Annotated in this window: 18 protein-coding genes; 7 read left to right on the forward strand and 11 right to left on the reverse strand. The window is 69.3% G+C overall.

Annotated features, from left to right (window positions below; genetic code table 11):
- Window positions 1–9: 9 nt before the first annotated feature.
- Window positions 10–537 (forward strand): hypothetical protein, encoded by a 528-nt coding sequence (locus AC07O8_RS20140; RefSeq protein WP_495049723.1) that lies wholly within the window; start codon window positions 10–12, stop codon window positions 535–537.
- A 157-nt stretch (window positions 538–694) separates the two neighbouring features.
- Window positions 695–895: a hypothetical protein gene (locus AC07O8_RS20145; RefSeq protein WP_082938518.1), complete on the forward strand. Its 201-nt coding sequence runs from the start codon at window positions 695–697 to the stop codon at window positions 893–895.
- 260 nt (window positions 896–1,155) lie between these two features.
- Here the strand turns inward: AC07O8_RS20145 and bamC are convergent, their stop codons facing one another.
- The 7 genes from bamC to AC07O8_RS20180 all read right to left on the reverse strand — a co-directional run bounded on the left by bamC (window position 1,156) and on the right by AC07O8_RS20180 (window position 7,749).
- Window positions 1,156–2,316, reverse strand: a complete 1,161-nt coding sequence (gene bamC, locus AC07O8_RS20150) for an NlpB/DapX family lipoprotein (protein ID WP_495049724.1) — start codon at window positions 2,314–2,316, stop codon at window positions 1,156–1,158.
- Between the two features lie 80 nt (window positions 2,317–2,396).
- On the reverse strand, window positions 2,397–3,278 hold the full coding sequence (gene dapA / locus AC07O8_RS20155; RefSeq protein ID WP_495049725.1) for a 4-hydroxy-tetrahydrodipicolinate synthase: 882 nt from the start codon (window positions 3,276–3,278) through the stop codon (window positions 2,397–2,399).
- Window positions 3,279–3,384: 106 nt separating this feature from the next.
- Entirely contained in the window at window positions 3,385–4,086 is a 702-nt protein-coding gene (locus tag AC07O8_RS20160) for a class I SAM-dependent methyltransferase (protein ID WP_495049726.1), read from the reverse strand.
- Window positions 4,083–4,886, reverse strand: coding sequence for an SDR family oxidoreductase (locus AC07O8_RS20165; protein ID WP_495049727.1), 804 nt, complete (start codon window positions 4,884–4,886; stop codon window positions 4,083–4,085). The genes AC07O8_RS20160 and AC07O8_RS20165 overlap by 4 nt, the downstream gene beginning before the upstream one ends.
- Before the next feature lie 40 nt (window positions 4,887–4,926).
- Window positions 4,927–5,058 (reverse strand): hypothetical protein, encoded by a 132-nt coding sequence (locus AC07O8_RS20170; RefSeq protein ID WP_331612828.1) that lies wholly within the window; start codon window positions 5,056–5,058, stop codon window positions 4,927–4,929.
- Between the two features lie 22 nt (window positions 5,059–5,080).
- On the reverse strand, window positions 5,081–6,316 hold the full coding sequence (locus AC07O8_RS20175; protein ID WP_495049728.1) for an MFS transporter: 1,236 nt from the start codon (window positions 6,314–6,316) through the stop codon (window positions 5,081–5,083).
- Between the two features lie 29 nt (window positions 6,317–6,345).
- Window positions 6,346–7,749 (reverse strand): amidohydrolase family protein, encoded by a 1,404-nt coding sequence (locus tag AC07O8_RS20180; RefSeq protein WP_495049729.1) that lies wholly within the window; start codon window positions 7,747–7,749, stop codon window positions 6,346–6,348.
- A 321-nt stretch (window positions 7,750–8,070) separates the two neighbouring features.
- Here AC07O8_RS20180 and AC07O8_RS20185 point away from each other — a divergent pair, with 321 nt between their 5' ends.
- From AC07O8_RS20185 to parC, 4 genes are all read left to right on the forward strand, one after another.
- Window positions 8,071–10,071, forward strand: coding sequence for a DNA topoisomerase IV subunit B (locus tag AC07O8_RS20185; protein WP_495049730.1), 2,001 nt, complete (start codon window positions 8,071–8,073; stop codon window positions 10,069–10,071).
- Window positions 10,072–10,086: 15 nt separating this feature from the next.
- Entirely contained in the window at window positions 10,087–10,632 is a 546-nt protein-coding gene (locus tag AC07O8_RS20190; protein WP_495049731.1) for a GNAT family N-acetyltransferase, read from the forward strand.
- Complete coding sequence (locus AC07O8_RS20195; RefSeq protein ID WP_495049732.1) at window positions 10,629–11,357, forward strand: lytic transglycosylase domain-containing protein; 729 nt, start codon at window positions 10,629–10,631, stop codon at window positions 11,355–11,357. Before AC07O8_RS20190 ends, AC07O8_RS20195 begins: the two co-directional genes overlap by 4 nt.
- A gap of 72 nt (window positions 11,358–11,429) precedes the next feature.
- The gene (gene parC, locus AC07O8_RS20200) at window positions 11,430–13,793 is read left to right on the forward strand and encodes a DNA topoisomerase IV subunit A (protein WP_495049733.1); all 2,364 of its coding nucleotides are present in this window, start codon (window positions 11,430–11,432) and stop codon (window positions 13,791–13,793) included.
- On the opposite strand, the gene AC07O8_RS20205 is transcribed toward parC, so the two are convergent.
- A complete protein-coding gene (locus AC07O8_RS20205) occupies window positions 13,780–15,126 on the reverse strand; it encodes a cytochrome P450 family protein (RefSeq protein WP_495049734.1) in 1,347 nt (448 codons plus the stop codon). The two genes, parC and AC07O8_RS20205, sit on opposite strands and share 14 nt — an antisense overlap.
- Window positions 15,127–15,506: 380 nt before the next feature.
- On the opposite strand from AC07O8_RS20205, the gene AC07O8_RS20210 reads away from it, so the two are divergent.
- Window positions 15,507–16,007: an FxDxF family PEP-CTERM protein gene (locus tag AC07O8_RS20210; protein ID WP_495049735.1), complete on the forward strand. Its 501-nt coding sequence runs from the start codon at window positions 15,507–15,509 to the stop codon at window positions 16,005–16,007.
- A gap of 101 nt (window positions 16,008–16,108) precedes the next feature.
- Here the strand turns inward: AC07O8_RS20210 and AC07O8_RS20215 are convergent, their stop codons facing one another.
- The 3 genes from AC07O8_RS20215 to AC07O8_RS20225 are packed head-to-tail and all read right to left on the reverse strand — an operon-like array spanning window position 16,109 to window position 18,442.
- Window positions 16,109–16,420: a DUF3325 domain-containing protein gene (locus AC07O8_RS20215; RefSeq protein WP_495049736.1), complete on the reverse strand. Its 312-nt coding sequence runs from the start codon at window positions 16,418–16,420 to the stop codon at window positions 16,109–16,111.
- A complete protein-coding gene (locus tag AC07O8_RS20220; RefSeq protein WP_495049737.1) occupies window positions 16,413–18,098 on the reverse strand; it encodes a PepSY-associated TM helix domain-containing protein in 1,686 nt (561 codons plus the stop codon). Before AC07O8_RS20220 ends, AC07O8_RS20215 begins: the two co-directional genes overlap by 8 nt.
- A gap of 17 nt (window positions 18,099–18,115) precedes the next feature.
- A complete protein-coding gene (locus AC07O8_RS20225) occupies window positions 18,116–18,442 on the reverse strand; it encodes an iron uptake protein (RefSeq protein WP_495049738.1) in 327 nt (108 codons plus the stop codon).
- Window positions 18,443–18,490 lie beyond the last annotated feature (48 nt).

Below are 18,490 nucleotides of genomic sequence, written 5' to 3' on the forward strand. Positions count from 1 at the left end.
GAGCTCGAGATGTCGCAGGAACCCGCCGCGAGGCCCGAAGGTCTGAAGCCTGGCCTCGTCGAAACGCCTGCGGAGGTCCGGCAAATGCTGCGGCAAGCGCTGCAGCTCGCGGCGGAGCAGGGCGGCCGTGAGCTGTGCTGGCTGGATCCGGATTTCGCCGCTTGGCCGCTTTCCGAACCCGCCCTGCTGGACGCGCTGCATGGCTGGGCCTTGCCCCATCGCAAGCTGCGCCTGCTCGCGAACAATGACTACGAGACCCTGCGGCGCGTCCATCCTCGTTTCGTCCAGTGGCGCCAGACGCACGATCATGTGGTCCAGGCACGCGCCTGCGATCCGACCGACCTCGCCGAGCGCAGCCCCCCCGCGCCCAGGGGTCTCCTGCTGGCACCTGGATTGCTAACGATGAAGGTGTGGACGCCAGCGCGGGCCTCTCTTTCGATGCATGACGCCCGGGAAGAGGCCATGGCTCGCGAGTGGTTTGACGCAATTGAGCAACGGTCTGCTGACTCGTTCGCCAGCAGCACCCTAGGCTTGTAAGGAGATTACAAACTGGTGGCTATAATTGCTGGCTAGGCGGGGGAAGCGCTCGAGGTTTCTCACGTCTTGGTCTGCTGAAGTTCGTACTTGTCATCTGGTACGACTTCATTAATTACCGGTAATTGATTGTTCGTCTAAAAGTTACTTGAGGACAAGTATGAAAAAGTCGATCCTGTTGGCCTCCCTGCTGGCCGTTGTTGCCCTGACCGCTTGCGGCAAGAAGGAAGAAGTCGTCGCTCCCGTGGCGACCCCGGCTCCGGAAGCTTCGGCTCCCGCCGTTGAAGCCTCGGCCCCGGCTGTGGAAGCTTCGGCTGCCGCTTCCGACGCTGCTGCGCCCGCTTCGGCCGCCAGCAACTAAGACGATCACTCGTCCAGAGAAAGCCGCAAGGGTTCGCCCTTGCGGCTTTTTCTTTGTCCGCATCTTTGCGTCCATCTTGTCTGCGTCTTTGCCTCGCCTCCCGCCTGGCGCTGGTATTAGAGTGGAGTTTGCCGAGCATCGTCCCCGCGAATACGACCGGGCGCTCGAGTCGAATGCCGGGCAATGAAAAACGCCACCCGAAGGTGGCGTTTTGTTTTTGCGCAAACTGATGGTGTACGGTGGTCCACCATCGAGTCGGATCAGCGCACGTCTTCCATCAGCAGTTGCAGGATGCGCTTGGCCATTTCGTTGGTCTGCTGCTGTCCCTTGTCGTCCAGGATCATGACGGTCGAGCTCGTGCCCTCGGTCTTGACCGACACGCGGTAGCGCACCGCGGTGGAGGTATTGGTCGCGCCGAACAGGCGCTGGAAGAAGTTGGGTTCTTCCTTGCCGGCCTGGTTCGGGTCGGCGTAGCGCAGGAAGAACAGGCCCTGCTTGCGGTCCCGGTCCTCGATCGTGAAGCCGTGGCGGTCCAGCGACTGGCCGACCCGGCGCCAAGCGCGGTCGAAGTCCTCGTTGATCTTCAGCTGGTCCGGCACCTCGGCCAGCGAGCGCGGCGCGTTGCCGCGCGGCGCTTCGGCGAACGAGGGCGCCGGCTGCTGCGCGTTGGCGACCATGGTCTTGGCGTCCTCTTCCTTGCCGCCGAGCTTGAGCATCAGGCGCGAGGTCATCTCGGCTTCCAGCTCCGGATCGGAGGGGCGGGGCTGCCAGCCGGTCTCGTCACGCTGCGAGTTCGTGTAGACCTCGACCAGGCCGCGGTGCGTGATGTAGATGTCGGTGCCGCCCTGTTCGTTGCGCTCCAGGCGGGTGCGGTACTTGTCGCGTTCGCCGGTGGAGTACAGCGAGTCCAGCAGCGAACCCAGCGTCTTGCGGATGAAGTCCTGCGGCAGCTTGGCCTTGTTCTCGGCCCAGTTGGTTTCCATCAGGCCGACGTTCTGGTCCTCGGTCTCGATCGTGAAGCCGCGGTCCTGCCAGAAGCTCTTGACCTGCGGCCAGACCTGCTCGGGCGGCAGCGCGCTGTGCAGCCAGCGGGCGTTGCCCAGGCGCTGGAACTCGATCGAACCGGCCTTGTCCAGCGCGACGGGCGCGCCGGCGGTGGCGGCGGTCGGGCGCTGCGCGTTCGGCTGCGTGGCCATCTGCGCGGCGCTGATCGGGCCGGTGGGGCGGTTTTCCTTGGGCAGTTGCGTCAGGTCCGGCGGCACGTCCAGGCCGGTGGTCTGCTTGGCCTGGGTGCGGTAGTCGACCTTGTCGCTGCTGGTGATGCTCTCGAACGTGCTGCACGCCGTCAGCGAGGCCAGCGCCATCAGGCAGGCCACGCGCACTGGAGTGGGCGCGCTGGATTCAGAAAGGGAACGAGTCACGCTGGAGATCTCCGAGGTAGGTCGCTGCGGCCCGCGGCCGCTGAAGGAAAGGGTGCGGCCGGCGCGCCGGCCGGGGGTGATTAGAGCAGGCCGGCGTCGCGCAGCGCGCCGGCGACCAGGTCCTGGCCGGCGGGCGTCAGCGGCGTCAGCGGCAGGCGCAGGTTGTTGGGGCAGCGGCCCAGCTTGTTCAGGGCCCACTTGGCCGGTGCCGGGCTGGGTTCGCAGAAGAGCTGCTTGTGCAGCGGCAGCAACTGGAAGTGCAGCGCGGTGGCTTCGCGCACGCGGCCTTCGATCGCGGCGATGCACATCTCGTGCATCGCCTTGGGCGCGATGTTGGCGGTGACGCTGACGGAGCCGCGGCCGCCCATGAACATCATCGCGATGGCGGTGGCGTCGTCGCCGGAATAGATGGCGAACCCTGGCGGGGCATGCTTGATCAGCCAGGCGGCGCGCTCGACGTTGCCGGTCGCATCCTTGATGCCGAACACGCCGGGCAGCGAGGCGCAGCGCAGCGTGGTCTCCACCGACATGTCCGCCACGGTGCGGCCGGGCACGTTGTACAGCATCATCGGGATGTCGACGGCCTCGGCGATCGCCTTGAAGTGCTGGTAGATGCCTTCCTGCGACGGCTTGTTGTAGTAGGGGACGACCGACAGCGTGGCGTCGGCGCCGACCTGCTTGGCGAAGCGGCTCAGCTCGATGGCCTCGGCGGTGGCGTTGGCGCCGGTGCCGGCCAGGACCGGCTTGCGGCCCTTGACGTGCTCGACCGCGACGCGGATCACTTCGCGGTTCTCTTCCATCGTGACCGTCGGGGACTCGCCGGTCGTGCCGACGACGCCGATGACGTCGGTGCCCTGGTCGATGTGCCAGTCGATCAGGCTGCGCAGCCCATCGAAGTCGATGCGGCCGTCTTCGTGCATCGGCGTGACCAGCGCGACGATGCTGCCAACAATTGCGTTCATTGAGGATTCCTCTGGATCGGCGGATTCTACTGAAGCGCCGGGGCTGTTTCGGCGTTCCGGGCGCTCAGCCCGGGCGCTCATCCCCGGCGCTCGCGGGACTGCCCGCTCAGCGCAGCCGGTATCTGGGGTAGACCCCAGGCGGCGCGCCGCGGTCGCCGTCGCCTCCGGTCGCGGCGTCCGCCCGGCGGTTGTCGCGAACGGCAGCAACGCGCTGGACATAGCGGCCGTTGACCGCGTCCCCCTCGGCGCTGCCCTCGGCGGCATGGCCCTGCGTCTCGATGAAGCCGTCCTCGTAGGCGACCACGCGCAGGCCCTCGACGGCGGCCAGCAGCTCGCCCGGGCGCAGCAGGAAGTCCGGCCGGGCGGGCCGTCCGACCGTCTGTTGTCCGTCGGTAAAGGTCTCGTAAATCAGCCAGCCGCCGGGCGCGACGGCCGCCACCACGCGCGGCAGCAGCGGTCGCCACAGGTAGTTGGTGACGAGCACGACGTCGAAGACGCGCTCCGCGAGCGGCCACGGGCCCTGCTCGAGGTCGGCCTGGATCAGCTCGGCCCGGTCCGACAGGCCGGCCAGCGTCGCCAGCGCCGCCGCGTCGCGGTCCACGCCGGTGACGGTCGCGCCTTCCCCCGCCAGCAGCCGCAGATGGCGGCCCGAGCCGCAGGCGAGGTCCAGCGCCGTGACGCCGTCGCGGTCGCGCCAGGCCTGCGCCCAGCGCAGCACCCAGTCGCTGGGGAAGGGGGCGCCGTGGGCAGTGACGCCGGGGACCGTGGCGCCGGGGACCGTGGCGCCGGAAAAAGCAGACAGGCTCATGCGGGTCGCTGTTCCTTCTTGAGGGCCTTCATGGCCATGCGATCGACCATCGCCGGCGCCAGCAGCTTGAGCCAGCGGCCCAGTTTGCCCTTGGCGGTCATGACGATGTCGCGCTCGCGGTTCAGCGTGCCGTCGAGGATCAGTCTGGCGCACTCCTGGACCGGCATCGCGCCGCGTTCGTCGAGGCTGCTCTGTCCCGAGGCCGTGCCCTGCGCATTGAAGCCGCGGTAGCGGATCTGCGTGTCGACGACGCCCGGATAGGCGATGGTCACGCTGACGCCGCTGGCGGCGACCTCGGTGCGCAGCGCCTCGAAGAAGCCGGTCATCGCGAACTTGCTGGCGCTGTAGGCGGTGCGTCCCGGGATGCCCAGCAGGCCGGCCAGGCTGGAGACCGCGACGATGCGGCCCTTGCTGGCCTTGAGCGCCGGCAGCGCGGCCTGCGTGCACCAGGCCGAGCCCCACAGGTTGATCAGCATCAGCCGCTGGTACCAGGCGAGGTCCTTGACCTGGTCGAAGAGCGCGTGCGCCGACATGCCGGCGTTGTTGACCAGCACGTCGATCGCGCCGAAGGCGCCCAGCGTCGTGCGCACGAGCTCCTGGCAGTCCTCCTGCGACTCGACGTCGCAGCGCTGCACGCGGGTGTGGGCGCCGAGCGACTCGCACTCGGCCGCCACCTTCTCGAGCTTGTCGACGCTGCGCGCCGCCAGCACGAGGGAGAGCTTCGCGCCCTCGCGCCGTGCCCATTGACGCGCCAGTTCGGCGCCGATGCCGTCGGAGGCGCCGGTGATGATCACGACCATGTTGTCTCCGTTGTCGTTGCGGTCATTGGGGTCATTGGGGTCAGAAGCAGGCCCAGATCGCGTCGCCCATCTGCTGCATCAGCGAGGGTTGCGTGTAGGCCAGGAAGACCGCCGCCAAGGCCAGGCCCGCGCCCAGCCACGCCACGATCCGCCAGAGTCCGCGCCGCGTCATGGCATCGCTCCGCCGCCGCGCGTCAGGCCGCGGCCATCGCCGGGCGACGCGGGATCGCCGTTTCGCGGACCGGCAGGTTGGCCAGCATCGCCATCACGCCCAGCGCGATCGCCAGGTACCAGACGACGTCGTAGGACCCGGTCGCGTCGTAGAGCTTGCCGCCCAGCCACACGCCCAGGAAGCTGCCGATCTGGTGGCTGAAGAACACGAAGCCGCCCAGCATCGACATGTGCTGCACGCCGAAGATCTGCGCCACGATCGCGTTGGTCGGCGGCACGGTGGACAGCCAGAGCACGCCCATCACCGCGGCGAAGACGTAGACGCTGGCGGCCGTCAGCGGCACGTTCAGGAAGGTGATGATCGCGATCGAGCGCAGCAGGTAGATGCCCGACAGCAGGTAGCGCTTGGGGAATCTCTGGCCCAGCGTGCCCGCGGCGTAGGTGCCGAAGACGTTGAACAGGCCGATCAGCGCCAGCGCGTTGGTGGCGACCTGCGGCGTCAGACCGTGGTCCTTCAGGTAGCTCGGCATGTGCACGCCGATGAACACGACCTGGAAGCCGCAGACGAAGTAGCCCAGCATCAGCAGCTGGAAGCTGCGGTAGCCGAAGGCCTCGCGCAGCGCCTGGCCGATGCTCTGGTGGTGCGCGCCCGGGACGGCGGCGCGGGCCGGCTCGCGCAGGCCGAAGGCCAGCGGCACGATCAGGCAGGCGGCGATCGCCAGCACGTACAGCGCGTTCTGCCAGCCGCTGTAGCCGATCAGCCAGTTCTCGACCGGCACCATCAGGAACTGCCCGAACGAGCCCGCCGCCGCCGCGACGCCCATGGCCCAGGAGCGCTTCTCCGCCGAGACGTTGCGGCTGATCACGCCGTAGATGACCGCGTAGGTGGTGCCCGACTGGGCCAGCCCGATCAGCACGCCGGCGCTGCCGAGGAAACCGGCGGTCGAGGTCGACACCGCCATCAGCGCCAGCCCCGCGGCGTAGAGGAGGGCGCCGGCGATCAGCACGCGCAATGCGCCGAAGCGGTCGGCCAGCATGCCGGCGAAGGGCCCGGCCGCGCCCCAGGCGATGTTCTGGACGGCCAACGCCAGCGAGAAGGCCTCGCGGGTCCAGCCGCGGTCCATCGTGACCGGGGTCAGCCACAGGCCGAAGCCGTGGCGAATGCCCATCGACAAGGTGACGATCGCGGCGCCGCAGATCAGCACCTGCCGCATCGACAAGCCGCGGGAGGAAGAAGGGGGGATCGGAAGCGCGCTCATCCGATCAATGTACCGGCTGGGCGGGCGTCTCAGCGCGAGCCGCTCCTGGATGCGGGTTTCCCCGATGACTTCTTCTTGGGGGACGACTTGGCGGTGGACTTGGTGGTGGACTTGGCGTTGGACTTCTTGCCGGAGGCCTTCTTCTCGGCGCCGGAGGCGGCGTTCAGCGCGTTGTTCTCTTCGCCGGCGGTCGCGGCGACGTCCTCCAGCTGCGTCAGCACCCGACCCTGCTTGATGCGCAGGATCGGCTTGTCCAGGGCGTCGAGGTCCTCGAGCGGGTTGCCGATCAGCACCAGGAAGCTGGCTTCGCAGCCGGGCTGGAAGCAGCCGAGCCTGCGCTGCGGGAACAGGGCCTGCGGCGTCTCGACCGTGGCCAGGCGCAGCAGCGCGGGCTTGTCGAGCACGCCCAACTGGTCGAGGTGGTGCACCTCGCTCAGCGCATTGCCGGTGAACAGGTCGGAGCCGACCAGCAGCCGCGCGCCAGCGGCCTTCAGCCGCTCCAGGTTCTGCTTCTGCACGGCCTCGATGCGCGCCAGCAGGTCCGGCGCGGGCTGGAACAGCCGCGTCGCGACCGTGGCGGTGACGATGCCGATCTTCTTCTCGGCGGCCAGCGCGGCGACCTCCGGCGGGATCAGGTGGGTCTCGGGCGCCTCGCCGTGCTGGGGGAAGTAGCCCGGCAGCTCGGCGATGAAGTCGGCCCCGGCGCGCACGGCGGCGGCGAAGTCCGCGGCGCTCTCGATGTGGACCACGACGCGGCGCTGCTCCGCATGCGCGCGACGGACCACCTCGGCCACGACCTCGGGCGTCACGCCCAGCCGGCCGCGCTGCTCGGGCACCTGGCGCAGCTCGGGCCGGTCGTGGTAGCTCATGATCACCTTCACCAGGTCGGTGTGGCGGGCGGCGATCAGCGGCCACTTCTGGCCGACCTGCTCGGGCGTGTCCATCACCAGCACGGCCTTGTCGACGATCTGGTCCAGCGCCATCGGCGGCGTGCCCGACTGCAGCATCGCCAGCGGCTGGCCGTCCGACGAGGTGATGCAGGCCGTGGCGAACAGCACGTCCGGCGTTTCCGGCTGAGAGATGCGGGCGCGGATGGGTTCGATCGCGGCCGGATCCGCGCACAGCATTGCCGCGTAGAACACGCCGTCGCGCAGGTAATCCTGACCGAACTTGTCCAGGCCCCAGGCGCTCTGCAGGTTGTGGTTGTGCGCGTCGGCCAGCGGCGCCACCAGCGTCTGGCCGCGCAGCTCCAGCAGCCGGTTGACCTTGCGCGGCCGTTTCTCGACGAAGCGGCCGTCCTCGACGTAGAGCGTGCCGCTCTGCAGCTTCTCGCCGTCGAACCAGCGGGCGTGGCGCAGCTCCATGGCCATCTCCGGGCTGGCCTTGAAGTCGTCGGCGCGCGCGGGTCCCGCCCCGAGGAGGGCGGCCAGCACCAGGGCGAGGGAGGCCAGGGGTGTCAGCGGGGCGCGCGGGGGTCTCGGGGACCGCGGGGGCTGAGGTGGCTGCTTGAAGGGGGGCAGGAGCGACATCGGACCGGTCGGGCGGGGGCGTGCGGACAAGCGGCGGATGCTACGACAGCGCTCCCGCGCCGTCGGTGCTCCTTCGGTAACGGGACGTGCGCGAGGGGATGCGTCGTGCGGCATGCGCGCGCAGGCCCTCCACAGGGGGCCCGCGCCGAGGGGAAACCCCCATGGGAGCGACCCGTGCCGGCAGGCGTCCGGCAGCGCCGCCGACGCTGCATAGAATCCCGCCCCATGGCAACCAAAGCAGTCACTTCCACCGGCAGCAGCCCGGGCAGCTATGGCGAAGGCTCGATCCGCGTCCTCAAGGGACTCGAGCCCGTCAAGCAGCGCCCGGGCATGTACACCCGCACCGACAACCCCCTGCACGTCATCCAGGAGGTCATCGACAACGCGGCCGACGAGGCGCTGGCCGGTCACGGCAAGCGCATCGCCGTCATCCAGCACACCGACGGCTCGATCACCATCGAGGACGACGGCCGCGGCATTCCCTACGGCCTGCATCCCGAAGAGGGCGTGCCGGTCGTGGAGATCGTCTTCACCCGGCTGCACGCCGGCGGCAAGTTCGACAAGGGCTCGGGCGGCGCCTACAGCTTCTCCGGCGGCCTGCACGGCGTGGGCGTGTCGGTGACCAACGCGCTGGCCAAGCGGCTGCAGGTGACGGTCTACCGCGAGGGGCATGTCGCGACGCTGGCCTTCGCCGGCGGCGACGTCATCGAGCCGGTGGCCACGCGCAAGGCTGAGCTCAAGACGGGCGACCGCAAGCAGGGCACGACGGTGCGCGTCTGGCCTGACGGCAAGTACTTCGAGAGCGCCGACCTGCCCAAGGGCGAGCTGGTGCACCTGCTGCGCTCCAAGGCCGTGCTGATGCCCGGCGTCACGGTGACGCTGACGCAGGAGAAGACCGGCGAGACGCAGACCTGGACCTACAAGGGCGGCCTGCGCGACTACCTGATGCAGGCGCTGCCGGCCGACCCGCTGATCCCGCTGTTCGAGGGCGAGCAGTTCGCCACCGCCTCCGAGAGCGAGAACTTCGCCGAGGGCGAGGGCGCCAGCTGGTGCGTGGCCTTCACCGAGGAGGGTCAGGTCATGCGCGAGAGCTACGTGAACCTGATCCCGACGGTGGCCGGCGGCACGCACGAGTCCGGCCTGAAGGACGGCCTGTTCGGCGCGATCAAGGGCTTCATCGAGATGCACGCCCTCGCGCCCAAGGGCGTGAAGCTGATGGCCGAGGACGTGTTCTCGCGTGCCAGCTTCGTGCTGTCGGCCAAGGTGCTGGACCCGCAGTTCCAGGGCCAGACCAAGGAACGGCTGAATTCGCGCGACGCGCTGCGCCTGGTGTCGGCCTTCGTGAAGCCGGCGCTGGAGCTGTGGCTCAACCAGCACGTCGAGCACGGCAAGAAGCTGGCCGAGCTCGTCATCAAGCAGGCGCAGACGCGCCAGCGCGCGGCGCAGAAGGTCGAGAAGCGCAAGAGCTCCGGCGTGGCCGTGCTGCCCGGCAAGCTGACCGACTGCGAAAGCACCGACCTGCTGCACAACGAGCTCTTCCTGGTCGAGGGCGACTCCGCCGGCGGCTCCGCCAAGCTGGGCCGCGACAAGGAGACGCAGGCCATCCTGCCGCTGCGCGGCAAGGTGCTGAACGCCTGGGAGGTCGAGCGCGACCGGCTGTTCGCCAACAACGAGATCCATGACATCTCGGTGGCCATCGGCGTCGACCCGCACGGCAAGAACGACGAGCCGGACCTGTCCGGCCTGCGCTACGGGAAGATCTGCATCCTGTCGGACGCGGACGTCGACGGCGCCCACATCCAGGTGTTGCTGCTGACGCTGTTCTTCCGCCACTTCCCCAAGCTGATCGCCACCGGCCACGTGTACGTGGCGCGGCCGCCGCTGTTCCGCGTGGACGCGCCGGCGCGGGGCAAGAAGCCCGCGGCCAAGCTCTATGCGCTGGACGAGGGCGAGCAGACCGCCATCCTCGACAAGCTGCGCAAGGAAGGCGCGCGCGAAGGCAGCTGGAGCATCAGCCGCTTCAAGGGCCTGGGCGAAATGAATGCCGAGCAGCTCTGGGACACCACGCTGAATCCGGAGACGCGCCGCCTGCTGCAGGTGCAGTACGGCGAGCTCGACTTCGGCGACACCGAGGGCGCCATCAACAAGCTGATGGGCAAGGGCGAGGCGGCCGCGCGTCGCGAGCTGATGGAGTTGCATGGCGACTCCATCGAAGTCGACGTTTGAACCCCGGACCGCGCCATGCTCGACCACCGCGTCACCCTCCGACCCACGATGCTGTCCGACCTGGACTTCGTCGTGGGCGTGGAGCAGGACGCGGGCAACCGGCCCTTCATCACGCCGTGGGAGCGCACGCAGCACGAGGGCGCCGTCCGGTTCCCGGACGCGCGGCACTTCATCGTGGAACTGGACGCGGAACGCGCCGGTTTCGTGATCCTGCAGGGCTGCCGCAACCCCAACCGCTCGGTGGAGCTCAAGCGCATCGTGCTCGGCCCGAAGGGCCAGGGCGTCGGCCGCCTGTGCGTGCGGCTGCTCAAGAAGATGGCGTTCACGCAACTGGGCGCGCATCGCTTCTGGCTGGACGTGAAGGGCCGCAACACGCGGGCGCAGTCGCTGTACCGCAGCGAGGGCTATGTCGAGGAAGGCCGGCTGCGCGAATGCGTGCGGGCCGAGCCGCTGCCCGATGCGGACGGCGTCATGGGCGAGGGCTATGACGACCTGATCGTGATGTCGCTGCTCCAGCGCGAGTACGAGGCGCGCGCCGCGCAGGGGCTGGAGGCGGCATGAGTCACGGCCGTTCCCCGCCGCGCGGACGCGGGCTGCGCAAGCGGCTCGCGATGAGCATCGCCGTGGCTTTCGCGGCCAAGCTCTCGCCGGCGCACGCCGAGCTGTGGGGCTACGTGGACGCCGACGGCATCGCGCATTTCGCGCCGGTGCAGGTGGACAACCGCTTCCAGCCGGTGATGTCGCCGCTGAGCGGCATCCGGCGCGTGCCGGGCAAGACCGACCACGGCCAGCGCATGCTGACCTGGCTGGACATCGCGCCCGAGGCGAAGGCGGTGCAGCCATACCTGCGCGAAGCGGCGGCGGCCACCGGCATCGACGCGGAGTTGTTGAAGGCGATCATCGCGGTCGAGTCCGGCTTCAAGCCCGACGCGGTGTCGCCGCGCGGCGCGACCGGCCTGATGCAGATCACCGCCGCGACGGCGCAGCGCTACGCGACGCCGGACGAGCTGCGGCGCGCCGGCTACCTGCAGGATCCCCGCACCAACGTGCTGATCGGCGCGCGGATGCTGGCGGACCTGACGCGGCGCTTCGGGCGCCTCGACGCGGCGCTGGCCGCCTGGAACGCCGGCGAGGGCGCGGTGCGGCGCGCGGGCGGGCACATGCCCGACATCGACGAGACACAGGCCCACGTCCATCTGGTGCTGGAGCTGTACTGGGCGCTGCTGCAACGCAGCCTCGGCAGCCGGGCCCGGCAATTGACGATGATCGCGGCGCCGCTCGAATGAGCGGCCGCGGCCACATTCCCCCAGACATTCGCAAGCGGATCCGAACGACCGGCGCAGGCCGGCATGAGAGAGATGACCCAAGAGACCTTTGATTTCGAGAACCCGAACGGCTCCGGCGGCCCAGGCGGGCAGGCCCCGTCCGGCGACGCGCTGACGCTGGCGCAGTACGCGCAGCAGGCCTACCTGGAATACGCGCTGTCGGTGGTGAAGGGCCGCGCGCTGCCGTCCTACAGCGACGGCCAGAAGCCGGTGCAGCGCCGCATCCTGTTCACGATGGAGCGGCTGGGCCTGGGCTTCACCGGCACGACGGGCGCCAAAGCGGTCAAGAGCGCGCGCGTGGTCGGCGAGGTGCTCGGCAAGTACCACCCGCACGGCGACCAGGCCGCGTACGACGCGATGGTTCGCATGGCGCAGGACTTCAGCCAGCGTTACCCGCTGGTCGACGGCCAGGGCAACTTCGGCAGCCGCGACGGCGACAACGCCGCCGCGATGCGCTACACCGAAGCGCGCCTGTCGGCCTATTCCCGGCTGCTGCTGGACGAACTGGACCAGGGCACGGTCGACTTCCAGCCCAACTACGACGGCTCCGAGAGCGAACCCCGCGAGCTGCCGGCGCGGCTGCCCTTCGTGCTGCTGAACGGCGCCTCGGGCATTGCCGTGGGCATGGCCACCGAGATCCCGAGCCACAACCTGCGCGAGGTCGCCGAGGCGGCGGTGCTGCTGCTCAAGCGCCCCGATGCCGGCGACGACGAGCTCTTCAGCGTGATCAAGGGCCCGGACTATCCGGGCGGCGGCCAGCTGATCAGCTCGGCCGACGAGATCCGCGCGGCCTACAGCACCGGTCGCGGCAGCCTGAAGGTGCGCGCGCGCTGGAAGATCGAGGACCTCGCCCGCGGCCAGTGGCAACTGGTCGTGACCGAGTTGCCGCAAGGCGTCAGCACGGCCAAGGTGCTCGAGGAGATCGAGGAACTGACCAACCCCAAGGTCAAGACCGGCAAGAAAACGCTGACGGCGGAGCAGCTGCAGCTCAAGGCGTCGGTGCTCGCGGTGCTGGACAAGGCCCGCGACGAGTCCAACAAGGACGCGCCGGTGCGCCTGGTCTTCGAACCCAAGAGCCGCACTGTCGACCAGCAGGACTTCATCAACACGCTGCTGGCGCAGACCAGCCTGGAAACGACGGCGCCGCTGAACCTCACGATGGTCGGCGACGACGGCCGCCCGACCCAGAAGACGCTGCGCAAGATCCTCACCGAATGGATCGGCTTCCGCCTGAACACGGTGACGCGTCGGACGCAGCATCGCCTGGACAAGGTCCGCGATCGCATCCACATCCTGGAAGGCCGTCACGAGATCCTGCTGCACATCGACGAGGTCATCGCGCTCATCCGCCATTCGGATGAACCCAAGCCCGCGCTGATCGAGCGCTTCAAGCTGAGCGAGCGCCAGGCCGAGGACATCCTCGAGATCCGCCTGCGTCAGCTGGCGCGCCTGGAGTTCATCAAGATCGAGCAGGAACTGAAGACCCTGCGCGAGGAAGCCGGCAAGCTCGAGGAGATCCTGTCCAACCCGTCGGTGCTGCGCCGCACGGTGATCCGGGAGATCGAGGCCGACGCCAAGCAGTACGGCGACGAGCGCCGCACCGAGATCAAGGAAGACAAGCGCGCGGTGGCCGAGGTGCGCATCGTCGACGAGCCGGTGACCGTCGTCGTCAGCCTGAAGGGGTGGGTGCGGGCGCTCAAGGGCCACGAAGTGGACGCGGCGACGCTGGCGTTCAAGTCGGGCGACTCGCTGTATGGCGTGTTCCCGTGCCGCAGCGTCGACCCGCTGGTGGTGCTGGGCAGCAACGGCCGGGCGTACTCGGTGCCCGTCTCGGCGCTGCCGGGCGGCCGCGGCGACGGCCAGCCGATCACCACGCTGATCGAGCTCGAATCGGGCACCCAGATCGCGCACTACTTCGCTGGCGCGGCGACGCAGAAGCTGCTGCTCGGGGGAACGGGCGGTTTCGGCCTGGTGGCCGAGGTCGGCGACCTGGTCGGGCGCCAGAAGGCGGGCAAGAGCTTCCTGAGCCTGGAAGGCGAGGAGCGTCCGCTGCCGCCGTCGGTGGTGCCGGCCGGCGCGGCCAAGGGCGAGGCGGCTGCCGTCCAGGTCGCCTGCCTGACGATGACCGGTCGCCTGCTGACCTTCGCGATCGACGAGCTCAAGCACCAGCCCAAGGGCGGTCGTGGCCTGACCCTGATCGACCTGGACGCGAAGGACGCGCTGGTCAGCATCGCCGCGTTCACCCATCTGCTGATGGTCAGCGGCATGGTCCGCGGCGGCAAGGCCAAGGAGGAGCCGCTGCGCAACGCGGCCCTCGCGGCCTACGCCGGCAAGCGCGCGAAGAAGGGCAAGCCCTGCGACGTGATGACCAAGCCGATGCGGGTCACCGCGGGCTGATCGCCCGCTCGAGCGCCGTCGACGGTGTCGTCGGCGATGTGATCGGCACGTCTGCTTGCGCGGGCGGTATCGGACTCAACCTCGCGAGGGGGCTGCCGCCGAGCCGGTTGACGATGCCGCGTTCCAGCGGTCGATGCCGATCCAGGGACCGGACGTCGAACCTCGACAACATCTCGATCAGGAACAGGGCGGAGTCGGCCACGGCGAGAAATCGACCGGGGCACCGGTTCCGGGCGTGGAAGAAGGTCTGCATGACGTCGTCGTGGCGCTGGTTGAGCAGCCCCAGCGTGGGACGGCCTTCCTCGGCCAGCAGCCGGTCCAACCCGGCGGCCTGCCGCGTCTGCATGCCTTCGATGTCGAAGATCACCGCGTCGCCCGGCCGCAACGTGTGAGAGTGGCCGTCGGCATCCTCGAAGGTCGTCGGCATGAGGACGTCGCGGGACACGATGCCCACGGGGCTGTTCTCCAGCATGACCGGCAGCAGGGCACGCAGCGTCGGGCAGTTGCGCAACTGGGTCACCCCGACTGCGCCGGTGGGAAAGTCCTCGCGCATGTGCTGGCGCAACGTGCGCAACGCGTCCGGATGTCGCTGGTAATGGTCCAGCGTCCGCTCGATCAGGTTGCCCGTGGTGAACAGCGAGGCGGCGAGGCTCATCGCCACGTCGATCAAGGCGTCCGTCGGAAATACGGTTGATTCGTCGACGTCGGCCGGGTCGATCCCGTGGCGCCGGAGCGCACGCAAGGCCAGCGTGTCTTCCAGTCCCTGCCGGGCGGCGCCGGCGATGAGCATCTTCCGGCCGGCGCTCTGGAATTCGCGGGCCGCGCTCCGCGCCTCCAGGGCCATGTAGTCGGCCGTCCCGGGCACGTTGGCGGCCAGGGCCGTCCTGAGCATCGACGTCGCCTCCCGATGCAAGGCCTCCACGCCACGCCTGAACACGGGCACCTCGGCGCCCAGGTCCACGTCGACACCCGTGATGGCTCGCGAACCGACGTCGAAGAGATAGCGCAGGATGACGTCCAGCATGTCCACCGGCGCCTCGGGCGCGTCCGCCACCGCCGCGCGCACCGTGTCCACGGCCTGGCGGGCGCGGGCGGCGATGTCGGGGGTGATGGCGTCGATCCGCTGCTGGTTGAACAGCCGGGTGAACTCTCCGGCGCGACGCGTGTGAGCGCGGCCATGCGGCATCAGGAACAGCGTTCCCGGGCCGAAGACCGATCGGAGGAGTGTGACGCCGGCCCCCCGGTCGAGCGCCGGATCGTTCGCCAGCTTTGCCATCGTGCCGGCATGGCGCACGAACAGCAGCTGCGTATTGCCGGGCAAGGCGACCCGCACGGTGTCCGTGCCGTCGGGCAGTTCGCGGACCTGCCGGGAAGGATGGGACGACAACAGCCCGGCCATGTTGGAGAAGGAACTGGCGAGCGAACGGAGAGACGGGAGCATTCAGGAGACCGGTGAGAACGGGAGGTCCTGTGTGACCCTCGCAATGTCGGCCGTTCCGTCGGAAAGCATCGATCGGCCTGGCGTTGCGGCTGGCGTGCCCGATGCGCGCATGGGGGGACACCACAGGGGACGAAACCCCGATCTTTGTCCCTCGCGATGGTGACGTCGTCGTGACGCACTGCAACAAAAGTCGCCAGTTTGTCCAGGACGCGAACTCATGCTGCAGTGCAAACTCCGTCACGAAATCAACTCGACTGACGGGATGGGCAGCCATGAAACTTAAATCTCTCGTGCTGGCGCTGGGCGCCGCGCTGATCGCCGGCGCCGCAGGCGCCGCGACCCTGGATGCGGTGGCGGTGAGCACCACCCCGACGCCGGCGGGCAACAGCTTCTCCGACGTCGTGCTGGGGTCCTTCACCCTGACGCAGGCGTCGGACGTGACCGGCTCGGTGCTGGCCGCGACCACCGTGGGCTTCGGCAACGGCCTGACCTTGCCCCTGCAGTCGGTGAGCTTCAGCTTCGCCGGCCTGAACGGCCTGACCGACCTGGACGCGAGCGCCTCCGGCTTCCATTACGCCAACCTGGCCGCGGGCACCTATCAGCTGCTCGCCAGCGGCTCGCTGAGCGGCCCGGGCTTCGGCGGCATCGCCGTGCTGTCGACGACGCTCAACGTCACCGCCGCGGCCGTCGTGCCGGAACCCGCGACCTACGCGCTGATGCTGGCCGGCATCGCCGCCATCGGCTTCGTGGCGCGCCGCCGCCGCCAGGACTGATCGGTGTCCGGGCCGCCGGTGGCGGCGGTCTCTGCCTTTCCGGCCGCTCGCGCGGCCGTTTCTATTTCAGCCGCTCGCGCGGCCGTTTCTCCTCCAGCCGCTCAACGCGGCCACAGCGCCTTCAGCCATCGCGGGCGCCACGACAGCGTGGCCGCGATGGCCGACGCCGCGCCTGCGAGCAGCATCAGCCAGACCAGCGCGGCCATCGACGGGTGATCCGCCTTCAGGCACAGCCCGAGCGACAGCGCGAGCGCCAGCACGCCTGCCGCGCGGAGATTCCGGGCGGTGGCCGCCTTCGGCGCCTCGTCGCCGTGGACCTGCTCCCAGTGGGTGTCCATGGCCAGCGCCAGCCAGCCGAAGCCCAGCACGGCGTTCACGGCGGCGGCGCTCAGCAGAACAACCGGCTCAGCCATGACGGACTCCCGCGGTCTTGAGGGCGGACGGCGAAGCATGCGCCGCCGACGCTGATCGCCTGGCCCGCTGAGCGAGCTTTCCGGCGGCGAAGAGGGCGACGGCGGCCGTCGCGATCAGGCTCAGGTCCACGCCGGCCACCGGCCAGTACCCGGCCGACAGCGTCTTGCCGAGGTGGTCGCCCGTCGTGACCGCGTTCGCGACCACTGCCGACACCGCGCCTGCGGCGATGACCCAGCATTGCTCGCGCCAGGCCGGATTCATCTTCGCCCGCGCGACCGCGCCGCTCCGGACGAAGGCGTGCGCCATCGTCAGCGCCCAGGTGCCCCAGAAGACGTTGCGCTCCCACTCGCCCTTGTCGGCGAGCGATTCCGGCAGCAACCGGTTGGCGATCAGCATCGCCATCGTCGCGACCAGCATGCCGGTGACCGTCGTCACCGCCAGCGCATCGACGACGCGGCTGCCTTGTCCGCCCGCCTTGGCGTGCTGCTGCTTGCGCTTCTCGACGAAGAAGAGGAAGCCCGTCGCGATGCAGACGCAGCCCAGCAGGCCGCCCAGCACGTAGAGCCAGCGCAGCAGCCAGTGCCGGAAGTGCTGCAGGTGCAGCCCGGTGAGGAACTCGTTGACGCTGTCGACGGCGGTGCGCGGCGGATCCTCGCGCAGCAGCTCGCCGGTGCTCGCCTTGAAGTGGATGCCTTCGCCGGTCAGCGCGACGCGGTCGGTGCCGGCGCGATACACGCTCACATAGGCGTTGGCGTCGCCGACGTGCTGCAGGTTGACGAAGCCCACGTCGCCCGCCATGCCCTTGGCGGCCCAGCGCCGCTGCGCCTCGGCCACCATGGCGTCGACCGACGCGAGCGGCGCGGCCACGCCGGCGCGCTCGTGCGGCAGGCCGGTCTCCTTCGCCTCGATGCGTTCGGACAGGTCGTGCAGCTCATGCAGCTGCGTGTGCGCCACCGGGAAGTAGATGCCCGCGAAGATCACCAGCCCCGTGAACGCGAAGAAGAAGTGGAAGGGCAGGGCCACCACGCCGGTCAGGTTGTGCAGGTCCAGCGCGCTGCGCTGCACGGTCTTGTTGCGGCGGAAGGTGAAGAACTCGCGGAAGATCTTGCGGTGCATCACCACGCCGCTGACCAGCGCCGCCAGCATCATCAGCGCCGAGAAGCCGACGATCCAGTAGCCCAGGTCCTTCCAGCTGAGGTGCAGGCTGTAGTGCAGCGGATAGAAGAACTCGCTGCCGATGCGCAGCTGCCCCTGCGGCAGCACCGCGCCGTTGCGCGGATCGAGCGCATGGACCGCGAAGACCGTCTCGTCCGGATCCTTCGCGTTCGGGACCTTGAAGCCGGCGAACACCGACACCACCGGATCGCGGTGCGTCGTGTACGCGCCCCAGCTGCTGACGACGTCGAAGCGCTCGGGCAGCGGGCCTTTCACGCGGCCCTCGAGCAGCGCGACGGCCTCCTTGGCCGGCTGCATCTTCTCGAAGGCGGGCTTCAGGATCTGGTCGAAGGAGGGCATCGGCTGCGGCTCGAAGCGCGAGGACGGGATCGCCCAGCGGTCGATCTCGCGGTCGAAGACCGACAGCGCGCCGAAGAAGAACACCACCATCAGCACGAAGCCCAGCACCAGGCCGAACCAGGTGTGCAGCCAGGCCATCGAGAGCCGGAAGTTCTGGAACACGGTCCGTTCCTTTCGCGTCAGGCGAGCAGCGCGCGCTGGATCAGCGCGGCCGCTCCGGTCATGAGGCCGCCGCCGCCCAGCAGCACCGCCCAGCACAGGCCGACGCGGCGCGCCGCGAAGGTCCATAGGAAGACCACCAGGAAGAGCAGCACGCCCAGGAGGGCGCTCAGGTGTTCGGCGTCGTGGAAGGACATGCCCAGCGCGTACTGCCCGCTGTGCGCGATCGCGATGAAGCCCCAGCAGAACGCATAGCCGCCGAGGATCGCCGCGGCGATGCGCGACAGGTGCTGGAGCGGTCGCGGACGGCTTGCTCCACGGGCGGGATGGGTAGCGGTGTCAATCATGGGCGGGCAGGCATCAGTCAGGCGTCGGTCAAGCGTCGGTCAAACGTC

The sequence above is a fragment of the Roseateles sp. GW821-FHT09G09 genome (assembly GCF_059415965.1).